8 protein-coding genes are annotated in these 12,294 nt (G+C 58.2%); 7 read left to right on the forward strand and 1 reads right to left on the reverse strand.

What is annotated here, in order from left to right; all coding sequences use genetic code 11:
- Positions 1-790: 790 nt before the first annotated feature.
- The 7 genes from M5B99_RS18770 to M5B99_RS18800 all read left to right on the forward strand — a co-directional run bounded on the left by M5B99_RS18770 (position 791) and on the right by M5B99_RS18800 (position 11,215).
- Positions 791-1,816 (forward strand): PLP-dependent cysteine synthase family protein, encoded by a 1,026-nt coding sequence (locus tag M5B99_RS18770; RefSeq protein ID WP_248805436.1) that lies wholly within the window; start codon positions 791-793, stop codon positions 1,814-1,816.
- The gene (locus M5B99_RS18775; protein ID WP_248805437.1) at positions 1,813-3,225 is read left to right on the forward strand and encodes a homocitrate synthase; all 1,413 of its coding nucleotides are present in this window, start codon (positions 1,813-1,815) and stop codon (positions 3,223-3,225) included. The genes M5B99_RS18770 and M5B99_RS18775 overlap by 4 nt, the downstream gene beginning before the upstream one ends.
- A complete protein-coding gene (locus tag M5B99_RS18780; RefSeq protein ID WP_248805438.1) occupies positions 3,222-4,265 on the forward strand; it encodes an iron-containing redox enzyme family protein in 1,044 nt (347 codons plus the stop codon). Before M5B99_RS18775 ends, M5B99_RS18780 begins: the two co-directional genes overlap by 4 nt.
- The gene (locus M5B99_RS18785; protein WP_248805439.1) at positions 4,265-5,515 is read left to right on the forward strand and encodes a hypothetical protein; all 1,251 of its coding nucleotides are present in this window, start codon (positions 4,265-4,267) and stop codon (positions 5,513-5,515) included. Before M5B99_RS18780 ends, M5B99_RS18785 begins: the two co-directional genes overlap by 1 nt.
- A gap of 13 nt (positions 5,516-5,528) precedes the next feature.
- Positions 5,529-6,812 carry an ATP-grasp domain-containing protein gene (locus tag M5B99_RS18790; protein ID WP_248805440.1) on the forward strand — a complete coding sequence of 428 codons (1,284 nt, stop codon included), beginning with the start codon at positions 5,529-5,531 and terminating at the stop codon, positions 6,810-6,812.
- Between the two features lie 44 nt (positions 6,813-6,856).
- On the forward strand, positions 6,857-8,080 hold the full coding sequence (locus M5B99_RS18795; protein WP_248805441.1) for an MFS transporter: 1,224 nt from the start codon (positions 6,857-6,859) through the stop codon (positions 8,078-8,080).
- A gap of 177 nt (positions 8,081-8,257) precedes the next feature.
- On the forward strand, positions 8,258-11,215 hold the full coding sequence (locus M5B99_RS18800; protein WP_248805442.1) for an EAL domain-containing protein: 2,958 nt from the start codon (positions 8,258-8,260) through the stop codon (positions 11,213-11,215).
- 185 nt (positions 11,216-11,400) lie between these two features.
- Here the strand turns inward: M5B99_RS18800 and M5B99_RS18805 are convergent, their stop codons facing one another.
- Positions 11,401-12,288: an alpha/beta fold hydrolase gene (locus M5B99_RS18805; protein WP_248805443.1), complete on the reverse strand. Its 888-nt coding sequence runs from the start codon at positions 12,286-12,288 to the stop codon at positions 11,401-11,403.
- Positions 12,289-12,294: the final 6 nt, after the last annotated feature.

A 12,294-nucleotide genomic window follows, 5' to 3' on the forward strand; every position in this document is an offset into this window, starting at 1 on the left:
CGGTACGGCAGGCGGTGGATATGCCCAAGGCGTCGGACAGGATCGGTAAGGGCAGGCATTTTTTGCGGATCATCGACAATGTCAGAAAGCGGGGGAGGCGGGATTGCTCGCGAAGGCGAGGTTTCAGTCAGGAGTATTATTGAATGAGAACGTTTCGCTGATGGGTGTGTCCTGACATAAAGGCTTATTACTGGGTAGTTGCAGGGGCGCTCAAGGTCAAATATTTTCTGAAAACGTTATGGACAGATCTGAGCACTGGACTGTAGTATTGCAAAAGTTTGCAGGGTTCTCAAACGGTCACAGGTTGATCCTCGGTTGATGACGCTCCAAACAAAAGACTGCAAGGGAACAGCAGGTATAGCTCGTCGCGCAATCATGCGGAGGAACAAGGATGTACATTAGAGCAGCTCTCATTCAGCTCACTGCTGAACTCGATGATGACACTTCCCTACCTGAACAACGGCCGCTCTTACGCGTTGTCGCGCCGTATCTTGCGTTTCGTGATTTATCATTCAGTCCTGACTTTAAGTGGCGTAGCCACTGACCGTTAAACTGGTTGATCCCTGTCGGCGTCCTGCGTAGCCCTGTGCTCGATATGCGCGGATGCGGGGGAGCGCTGCTGCCTCATTAAACCCTGATGTCATGCTTGTCGCCGTTTTTGGTGTGCGTTTATGTGTGCGCTAAAAAATAACAAGAGACATAGCCTCCACCCACTTTACTGACTGCCTAATTCAAAACTTCGGTATTGCGCTGATACTTGGGTGCAGCCTACACAAATAAGGGACTAACCGTGAAAGCCCTAAAATCCGTACTTGAAGCCGTCGGCAATACCCCTATCGTGCAACTGCAAAAGGTACTGCCTGCTCCAGGCAGTGCGACGATTTTTGCAAAACTTGAATACATGAATCCAGGCGGCAGCATCAAAGACCGCATGGTCAAGTTTCTTCTCGAGGAAATGGATTCGGCGGGCAGTCTGAACGAGCGATCCGTCCTGGTGGAAAACTCCTCAGGCAATACTGGCGCGGCGTTGAGTATGGCTGCGGCGGCGCGAGGGTTGCGTTGCATTGTGACCATTCCGGACAAGATGAGCGGGGAAAAAATCGCCAGGATGCGGGCGTTCGGCACCGAAGTCGTCGTCGCACCTACCGCCGTCGAAGCTGATGACCCACGCAGTTACTACAGCATGGCCCGCGATATTGCCGAACGTACGCCAGATTCAATTTACCCTGACCAATACAATAATCCGCTCAATGCGCAAGCCCACTATCACACCACCGGTCCCGAATTATGGGAGCAGACTGAAGGCGATATTGACGTTTTAGTCTGTGGCATGGGCACGGGCGGAACCATTACCGGTGTCGGGCGCTACCTCAAAGAAAAGAACCCGGAGATCCAGGTTATTGGGGCGGATCCGATCGGCAGTGTTTTTCATGACTACTTCCACTTCGGAAAAATGAGCCAGACGTCGGTTTATAAAGTGGAAGGCATTGGCGAAGACTATTTGGTCAAGGCGATCGATTTCAGCGTGATCGATGACATCGTTCAGGTCAATGATGCCGAATCATTTGAAACAGCCAGACGCCTTGTTCGAGAAGAGGGCATTTTCTGTGGCGGGTCCAGCGGCAGCGCAATGAGTGTGGCGTTGCGCGTGGCTCATCGTTACCCGGGAAAGAACATCGTGGTCATACTGCCTGACTCGGGCAACATGTACCTGAGCAAGTTTATGGATGACCAATGGATGCTCGCCAATGGTTTTACCGTGTCTGCGCGTGAGGCGGTGGCCGCGCGGGAAGAGGCTCGGGCGGTGACAGCATGATGAATAGCTTTGCCAATGAAAGTATCGCCAGTCAGGTCATGCCGGAACTTAAGTTTTCGTTCAATAGCAATATCGATCTCATGGACGAATCACTGCGCGAAGGCGCCGAGCGTGCCACCGTTCCTCCTTCTATTGAAGACAAGTGCGACCTCGCCGAAGCCATTATCCGCACCGGCGTAAGAACGCTTGTTGTGGGAATGTTTCCGGACGTACCCCATAACATTGAACTGCTCCGCCAACTGGTCAAGCGCCAGCAGGCCGGCCGCATTGCCGCGGATGCGCGCTTCATGGTGATCTCCCACGTGGGCATCACCTTCGAGCAATCGTTGACGGTACTCAATGAGCTGGCTGAGGGGGGAATGCCGCTCAAAACGGTGTGGCTGATAGCAATCCATTCCGTGTCCGATCAGCAAATCCAGCATCTGTTTCCGACGATCCTGCGCAAGGATCCAGCCTCCGGCTTTGACTCGGCCCGCTGGAACTCCCACAGCGACGATGTCCGGCGCGAGCTGAATCTGGCCTGGCTGGACAAGTTTCTTCCAACCTTGTCGCGCTACCAGGGCGGCGGCGTGATGGTCGGGCTGCTGGATACGTTCAGGGCGCGCCATTCACACCTGATCAACACCGTCGATCTTGTTGCGCGCCATGGCATTGGTCAGATTCGGCTCGTTGATACAGCAGGCACCTGCTTGCCGCATCAGGTACAGGGATTTGTCGGCGAACTGGTCGAGCGCTTTCCCGCGATCCGGTTCTATGGGCATTTTCATGATGATTTCGGCATGGCTACCGCCAATGCCCTGTTGGGGCTGTCCCTCGGGTTGCAGGGCGTCGATGTATCGGTGGGTGGCTTTGCCAACCGCGCAGGTCATCCACCCTTGGCTGAAGTCGCTGTTGCCTTGAAGAAGTTGTATGGCGTGGAGCTGTCCGGCTTTGACTATCAGTCCCTGTTTGCTTTGAGCCGACTGACTGAACGGCTATACGGGCTGATGGAAAACCCGGCGCAGGCCATCACGGGGGTCATCACTCACAGCATCCAGAGCGGGATCCGCACAGAGTTGCTTAACAGTGCCCCGACGATCTTCGACATTCTGGATCCGAGTGAGATCGGCTCAAGCCTGGTCCGTATGTTCGGGGTCCGTAGCGGGCGCGACGGATTGCTCAGGTTCCTGCGGCAAACCGATCTGCTGCTCGAGCATGACCTCGACGCCACCCCGGAGCTGGCGGACCGACTGTATCCCCTGATAGAAGCCGAATGGCGTCGACGCAGTGCAACAGCCCATGCGCAACTGCGGGGCTGCATCGAGAAATACCAGAACGTCCTGCAGCAGTCGTTTTTTACCGAACAGGATCTTGCCGTTTGGTTGCAAGAGAATCTCGCCCCCATTACTAAGGAAAGTGAAACGCTATGAGCATTGCAAACAAGACTGCGCAAGACCTTTGGAGCCGCTTTCAGGCCATTCATTGCCACGCCCCGAAAGACGAGTGGGAGTCGCTGCTCTCTCTGGCAAAGAAAACGGCAAACGAGGCGTTTGACACTAACTCCCCGACCCGGCAACAGGCCGAGCTCAGTGTTCATCGTGTGCTCTACGCCTTGTATGCCGGCTCCATTGTTGCGCCGTGGGAGGCGCACTGGCGAGACGTGGACCACTACCTGTTCGTGCAACTGCGGCAAACGCTGGAACAGTCATGGAATGAGTTCGAAGTGGAGAAGTATGCCAACTTCTTCGGCGATCTGCCGCAGGCCGAGCACTTTGAGAGCTGGGCGAATCAACACTGCGAAACGCATCGCTCGAATCTTTTCCACCCACTGTTCGACTTCCTGCGTGATAACGCCACTCGCCAGCAACTGACCGAGTTCCTCGTTCAGGAAACACCTTTCGATGTCCACTTCGGGGATATCCTGGCGAAAATGCTGCCGGGTGTTTATGGCGATGCAAAAACCGAGTTCTCGAAGAATTTCTGGGACGAAATGGGCTGTGGCGATACCGGCGAGATGCATCGTCAGCTTCGCGTCGACATGATCAAGTCACTGGGCGTTTGTGAAGATGTGCATTTACTGGAAATTGAACGGTTTTGCGTAGAAGAGCTGCGCCTGGCGAACATGTACTTTCACACGGCGTTTAACCGTGCCTTGTTGCCACAGGCCATCGGCATGATGCTGGCCACTGAACTGATGGTCCCGGGGCGTCTGGATCAGCAGATCGCGGGCTGGCGGCGAGTCGGGTTGTCCGAGGGTGACATGCGCTATCTGACCATTCATACCGTCGTCGACGTCGAACATGCTGCGGGCTGGATGAACGAAGTGGTCAAACCGCTGATCAAGAAAGACCCGTCTTTCATTCCTGCGATTGCTTTTGGAATGGCGCGTCGACTTGAACATGCGGCGCAGGTTTGTGACCACATGGCCGCCTGGTTGCCGACCCTTTCCAATTCCGAGCCTGCTCACTGATGCAGTTTGATGGCGTTTCGCAGACCCCGGCTCGCTATGAGCCGGGGTCTTGCGTCGATGCGTTGGACTTTCTCCTGATCGGTTGTGGCCTGCGCGGGACCGGTTTGTTGACGGCCAACGCGGATTTACTGCGGTATCGGGTCGGGGTGGTTGATGCTTCAAACACCCTGGGTCCTGGAAGCTTCGATCATTACCGCATCGATTCCAACTCCTATGGCCACGACTTTTTTGGCTGGGTCGATCCTGAGAGTGTCTACGGGCAACAGCTCGCGCATCCGCATGTCCGGGCGCTCCATGAGACTGAAGGCAGCTTTGCTCTTTCATTGCTCGCGTCGGCGTTGCGCCCTTTCGGAGCGGCCATCAAACAGGCTGTCGGCCCCGCGCGCATCTGGACGGGGCAAGCCGTCGTCAAGATTGAAGTGGAAGGCGACAGCGTGGCGGCAGTGCTGGAAGACGGACAACGAATCCATACACGGTTTGCCGCGCTGGCGCTTGGTATTCGGGAGTGCCCGCAGGCGGATTTATTGCCCTGGCGGAGTAAAACCCAACTGTCACGGCAAATCATTGAACACGGAGTACCGGCCCGGTGGTCGGTGCAAGCGCAAAAAATCGTCATTACGGGTGGCTCGCACAGTGCTTATGCCATTGCCAACCGCCTGAGGCAGGAAGGCGCGCTGGCGCCCAATAGCGAAGTGCGAATTTTGCAACGCAGCGGCACGAAGCTGTTTTACGCCAGTATCGATGCGTATCGGAGCAGTACCCACACCGCGCTTGAACACCGGCCGAATGTGCAGACCGACGTCTGCCCGCAAACCGGTAACCTCTTTCGGTATTCGGGACTCAGGCATGCGGCCCGCGACACGTTTGAGCGTATTGCCACCGCTGCACTGCCGAGGTTTACCCAAACAAGAGTGGATAGCCTGAAGAATGCCCGACCGTGGCTGGATGAAGCCGACGTGGTCATTCAGGCCCTGGGTTATGAAAGCAACTGCGTTCCCTTGGTCATCAACGGCATTCAGACCTCCATGCTGACGGAAGGCCCGATTGTCGACACCACGCCTGATGGTCGACTGAAGCTGGCGAATGGACAAATCTCGCCTTTGTTCATCATGGGAATGAACCCCTATCCCTACGACGACAACAGCCTGACGCCAACCGGGCAATACGCCGCACGCGGCCAGCAAATTCTCGAAGCCTTGTCCCAACACCGCGTGGCTGTCCGCAACGTAATGGACAACTCGACAACCTAAAGGATCAGACCCCATGGCTCACGTAGTTTTCATTGAAACAACCCGCCCTGGCATCCAGGCGATTGAAGCCGCCAAACGACTGGGTCACAAGGTCTCGCTGGTGACATCGGGCAAATTTGACTGGTTGCTGACCCCGGCCGAACTCGCCACTGTGAGAGACAGTGTCGACGCCACCTATTCGGCACCTTCTACCCAGTCCGCTGACGATTGCGAGCGCGCCCTCATCGAGTGCATGGCTGTCGAGCCGATCGATGCGCTGTTAACCGTGTTTCATCCTTGCGTATTGCCGGCCACGACGGCGGCAGCCAGGCTGGGGTTGAAAGCGACGTGTGTCGAGGGCGTGATGAATGCGCGGGACAAAGCCAGATGCCGTGATCTGATCCAGCAAGCCGGCTTGCCATCCGTGCAGTTCAGACGTGTCAGCGGTTTCGAAGAGGCCCGACAGGCTGCGCTTGCAATCGGTTATCCGGTTGTCGTCAAACCGAGCACCGGACTGGCAAAGATGATGGTGAAGATCATTGCGCACGAGCAAGCCCTGACCGCCTACTTTGAGCAGTACAACCAGTCGCTTGCGGCACTGGATGAAGCCATGCGAGCGGAAATAGACGACATCTTCGTGGTAGAGGAAGTCGCCGTTGGCCCGTTGTTCTCCATTGAGGTCGCGGTCAGTGCCCATGACGAATGGATGCCCTTGGCCATCCTGCGTCGCAAGACCGGTCGAGGCAACCCGGTGCTGGAAATGGGCTCGACCATGCCTTCAGGCCTCTCCGATGACGAGTATCAGGTGGCAGCCGATTACGCCATTGCCATTGTCAAAGCCCTGGGGCTGGATCTGGGCATCTTCCATGTCGAGTTTATTTACACCGCCAACGGCCCAAGACTGGTCGAGGTCAATCCACGCATTGCGGGCGGCGCGATTCCCGACCTGATAAACGCCTCCACGGGGGTGAACCTGTTTGAGCTGCTGGTGCGTATTCACACGGGAGAGCGATTGGGGCTGGGCCGTCTTGCCAGTCAGACCTATTCGAGTCACTCATTCATTGCCGCGGAGCAGGATTGCACTGTGCGTGAAGACCTTCCCGAAGACTGGTTCAGCCCGATACGGGCACAGTTGCATTCCGGTGTGGCCAATATCAAGGCGGGGCAGTTCCTTCAGCACATGGAGGGCAACTTCAGTACTTATGGCGTTATCCGAGTGAGCGGCAACAGTTACGCCGAAGTGGTGGAAAAGGTTGCGCTCAAACACGCAGCGGTTGAGCAGATACTCGGCGTGAAGCTGGTGCCAATCAGTGATTGAACCCGGTTGCTTCAGCTACCCATCCACTCATTCCAGGTGAAATCATGCAAGACTGGCTGACTCTGGCAAGAGATCGACGTTTCATACTGCTCTGGCTGGCGACCCTGGTCAGCTCCACCGGTACTTTCATTTTATTGCTGTCTGTATCGGCTTACATCATTCGAGTCCACCACTCAGGACTCGGCGCTACCTCCGTGTTCGCCTTCCAATGGATCCTGCCGGTGGCACTGGCATCGCTGATCCGATTGATTTGCGAGAGGGGCGGACTGCGCAAGGCGGTGATCAGTAGCGACATCATCAACGGCCTGCTGTCGCTGTTGATTGGCGTGCTTCTGGCGCAAGGCTGGATGACCCCGGTGTTGCTCTGCTTCCTGTTCAGGGGATTTGTGGAGGCGATCACCAAAACCAGCCGCGTGGTGTTCATCAAGAAACTGTTCGAAGGCCGACAACTTGAACTCGCGTCCTCGACGTTCAACCTTTCTTACTACTTGGGGGGCGTGCTGGGCGGGGTGATCGGTAGTCTGCTGGTCGGCACGTTCTCACTGTTGGCAGTGGCCGCGATCAGCGCGGCGACTTTCGCGTTCTCGGCGCTGTGTTATGCCGGATTGCCGTTTGTCCTGACGGCCAGGCAAGACAATGCCAAACGCCGTGGCGTGCTGATGTCGAATCTGGCAATCGTGACCAAAGAGCCGCAACTGTTTGCCGCGTTTGGCTACCTGTGCATTGCAACGGGCGTGTTCCAGGGCTTTCACAACGCCGCCCGGACTATCTTGCCGATCAGAGTGCTCGGGCTGCCCGACTCAGCTGTCATGCAACTGCAGATTGTCAGCGCCTTGGGAATCATCCTCGGGGCGCTGGCCGTGTCGTTGCTGCCGACTCTGGTGCGCTGGAAAAGCTTTGGCTTGCTGGCCAATACCATGACCGCCATCTGCCTGGTCTTGACGACACTGGTCCAAAATAGCGTTCAATTGCTGGTGGCTTATTTTCTCTTCATCTTCCTGTTCGAAGTGTCCTTTACCGCGGCCCAGTCACGCTTGATCCAGTTGAGTTCTTCCGAAGACATCGTCACGATCACCGCAGGGACCAATGCGTTTGGCTCGGGGTTGCTGATTGTGTGCGCGTTACTCTCCGGCGGGCTGGCCGACCTTATTCCATTCCAGCAGGTTGGCTATCTGGTCGGTATTTGCTCGCTGTTGCTGAGCACGCTGATATTGCTGGTGCAGAGTGGGGTCAGGAAACGAATGCACTATCGGCCTTCAAATCAATAGGGCGAAAAGGGGACGCGGCGCGCGGCCGACGTGGCTTTCGGCCAAAAGCGCCTCGACTACAACCAGAAGGTTGAGATCGAATAACTTTTTGAAAAAAACGCTATAGGCTTTACTTAGGAGGCACATTGCTAGTAATCAGTCATTGAGTGTGTTCAATTCTTGGTTCAGGGGTCGCTGATGAGTGTTCGTCCATTGACCGACTCCCCGCGGCAATCGAATGATTGCGCTATTGTCGCCTCTCAACTGCAAGTGATTCCGGATACGCTTGGCATGGCCTATGTTGGCAACGAGGGCACAATCGAACACCTGCTGGACTCAGCGCGCAACTGGGCCCATACCACCGCCTGGGTGGTCTACCGCGCCGGAGAGCAAATGCATCGGGTCGGGCAGGGCGACCCGTCGCTGCCGTGGCCCTCAAGCGTTGCCCATGAAGCGTTTGATGCCTTTTGCCTGAGCCACCAGTTGCACCGTTGGCCGACCGGCAAAGGCGAAAGCGCGCTGGGTTGGCTGCTCGCGCCCGTCAAGGATGCCGCCGAACCGGCGCTCGCCGAGTTTGCCCGGCGCCTGGGCATCGAGGTGCAGACCAACACCCTGGCCCGTGCGCAGATCACTCAGCGTGTGCTGTATGAGATTACTTACCTGGCCAGTTCGACCCGCGACCGCTCGGTGTTCCTGGTGGGGGTTCACCAACTGCTGGCCAGCCTGATCGACGCCGAGAACTTCTACCTCGCGCTGTATGACCCGCTCAGTGGCAAGATCGACTACCCGTACTACGTCGACATTATCGATGTGGATGCCCTGGAAGCCGAGAACTACGAATACCTTGACCCTGCGCACCTGTCCTTGACCGGCCAGGTATTGACCAGCGGCCAGCCGCTGCTGATCGACTCCGCCGGCATTCTCACGGCTCAGGCCGAGGGCCGTTTCCACTGCGTGGGTGATCGTCCCGAGTTCTGGATGGGCGCGCCGCTGAAAAATGCCTCGGATGAGGTGTTTGGCATGCTGGCGATGCAAGTCTACGAGGTTGCCCGTATCTACAGCGCCGAAGACCGCGCGCTGTTTTTGGTGGTGGCCCGCCACGTGGCCATGGCGTTGGACCGGATCCTGCACCGGGCGGACCTGGAAGAGACGGTGATGCGTCGCACCCTGGAGCTGTCGGCGCTCAACGATGCCCTGCGGCAGGAGGTGCTCGACCGGGAGCGCGCCGAACATCTGCAGAGCGCCTTGTTCCAGATTGCCGAACTGTCGAGCCAGCCTGGCGACATGGCCGAATTGTTTCAAACCCTGCATGGCATCGTCGGCGAGTTGCTGTTCGCGCAGAACTTCTACATTGCATTGTTCGATGATGCGACCGGCGAAGTGACCTTTCCGTACTATGTCGATGAGCGCCAGACCACCCGCCCGATGGCGCGGCGTGGGCGCCGGGGCTTGACCGAGTACGTTATCCGCCAGCGTCGGCCGTGCCTGATCGACGCCGCCGAGTCCGAGCGCTTGTCGGCGAGCGGCGAAACCGAAAGGGCCCATGAGTCTGTCCGCGCCTACTCCTGGCTGGGCATTCCCTTGTTCGATGGCGATGTGGTGCGCGGCGTGCTTGCTGTACAAAGCTACACGCCGCAGGTGTGTTACACCCTGCGTGACCAGGAACTGCTGACGTTCGTGTCGCGGCACATCGACACAGCGCTGTCGCGGCGCACGGCCGCCGAAGCGATCCACGCCGCCAACCTCATGCTCGAAGCCCGGGTGCAGAACCGCACCCGCGAACTCGATCATGCCAATGCCAAGCTGCAACACGAAAACGCCCACGATGCGCTGACCGGGCTGGCGAACCGTACCTACCTGCAACAACGCCTCAACCAGGCCTGGTCGCGGTTCGATAACGAAGGCGGGCACCTGGCGGTGATGTTCATCGACCTCGACCGTTTCAAGATGGTCAATGACAGCCTCGGCCATCATTTTGGTGACCTGCTGCTGATACAGGCCGCTGACCGTTTGCGCGGCTGCCTGCGCGACACCGACCTGCTGGCGCGCCTGGGCGGCGATGAGTTTTCGGTGCTCGCTCCCGAGGCGCCGTTGGACGTGGTCATCGACATTGCCGAACGGATCCTGGTGGCGTTCGACCTGCCGTTCGTCATCAATGGCCATGAAGTCTTTTCGTCCTGCAGCATCGGTATTGTCAGCGCCGACAGCCAGTTCCATCACGAGCCGGCCGACCTGCTGCGCGATGCCGACACGGCGATGTACCGGGTCAAGAGCGCCGGGCGCGACAGCTACGCGGTGTTCAACCAGGAAGTACGCCGCGAAGTCTCTGACCAGGTTGAGCGTGAAGGGGCCTTGCGCAACGCTCTCAAGCGTACTGACGAATTGCTGCCGTATTTCCAGCCGATTGTCAGCGTCGAAAGCGGTGAACTGCTCGCCCTGGAGGCGTTGGTCCGCTGGCATCAGCCGGGCGGCCGGGTGATCGCGCCTGGCGAGTTCCTGCCGGACTTCGAGGGCTTGCGCCTGATCGGTCGACTGGACCTGTACATGCTGACCCGCATCGCCGTGATCCTCGCCCAACCCCAGCACGCCCACTGGCCGCCGGTGCACGTCAATTGTTCCAGCTACAGCATGACGCGTCCGGACTTCGCCAGCGATGTGCTCGCACTGCTGGCGCAGCACCAGGTTTTGCCGTCGCGGATCTGCCTGGAACTGACCGAGGGGGCCCTGGTGGCTGAACCGGCGATGGCTCGACGCACCATGCAGCAACTGGCCGACAACGGCATGTCGGTGGTACTCGATGACTTCGGTGCGGGTTTTTCATCCCTGAGCTACGTGCATCAATACCGTTTCAGCGGCTTGAAGATCGACAAGTCGTTCATTCTCGAGTTGACCAGCAGTTCCCGCAGTCGCGCGATTGTCCGGGCGATTGTGCGGATGGCCGAATCCCTGGACCTGAGCGTGGTGGCCGAAGGGGTCGAGGACGCCGCGACGCTGGATTTGCTGCGCGAAATGGGCGCGGGGCAGGCCCAAGGCTATTATTTTGCCAGGCCGATGGGGTTGGAGGCGTTGATGGGGTGTTTCTCTGGCGGCGGACCGGTTCTCGGCTACGGCGTCTCCCCGGGACTTTCTCAAGGCGCCTGTCGCGCAGGCGGATGATCCCGAACCGATCGCGGGTGACTGGACCGATGCAAGTCCAGGGTGAAAAAGCAGCGCTGGTAGGCCTTGGCCGTGGTCGAGCCTGCCCGGCAGAGGCAAGACGTTCAACCACACCCGTGTCGCCATGAACCTCAAGGCGGATCAGACGCGGGCCTTGAACGACGCCGCGCCTGGGTGGACATGGGTTATTTGGCTTTCAGGCCATAGGTCTTGTTGGCAAAGGCAGCGATTGCATCCGCCATGGCTTGTGGTTGTTCGGGAGCCATGGCATGTCCGGCTTTTTTCAGCACGACTACCGAAACCCGGTCCCCGAGCATGTTCTTCAGCACCTGTGAGAATCGGCGGGGCGCGACGGCGTCAGCTTCACCCTGCAGGTCAAGAATCGGCGCCTTGCCGGCGGCAAAATAGTCGTCCACCGGAGTGGTGTTGCGCGCATGGGATTCAGCTTCGTGTGTTGCTTCGTGCCAGCCGTCGAGCCAACCAGTCGGATCATTGCCCGGCGCAAAGAACGCTTGCTTGAGGTAGATCAGGCGCTGTTCCTTGGACAGGGACAGGTCGCCGGCACCGTCGATGGCCTTGCGCATTTCCGGGCCGATGGGTTTTTCTGTCGAGCCTGGTGGTACCTTGCCGGCCGAAGCGGCAGCCAACACGACACCGCGGACCAGGTCTGGACGATCAGCGGCCAGCTGGCGCGCCGGGAAGTTGCCCCAGGCATGACCGACCACCACCACGGGCCCGGATTTTTCATGCTCGACGACGGCGGCGACGTCCTTGGCAAAATCATGAACGGAGAGATTTTCCATGGGACCGACGCTTTTGCCGATGCCGCGCGGTTCAGGGCGTACCACCCGGAAACCCTTGGCCTGCAGATCCGCCGCCACCTGGTCGTAGTCACGTCCCGAGCGACCGAGGGACGGCAGCATGACAATGACGGGGCCCTTGCCTTGGGACGTTACATCGATCTGAACGTTGTCGTACTTGATGACGTCTTGTTGCAGGGCAGGGCTGGCAAATGCGCTGGCGCAGGCTGTGAGCATGGCCAGCGCGCAGAGGTTCAAGGCGAATTTTTTCATTGTTAT

The sequence above is a fragment of the Pseudomonas sp. MWU13-2100 genome (genome assembly GCF_023242365.1).
GTDB lineage: Bacteria > Pseudomonadota > Gammaproteobacteria > Pseudomonadales > Pseudomonadaceae > Aquipseudomonas.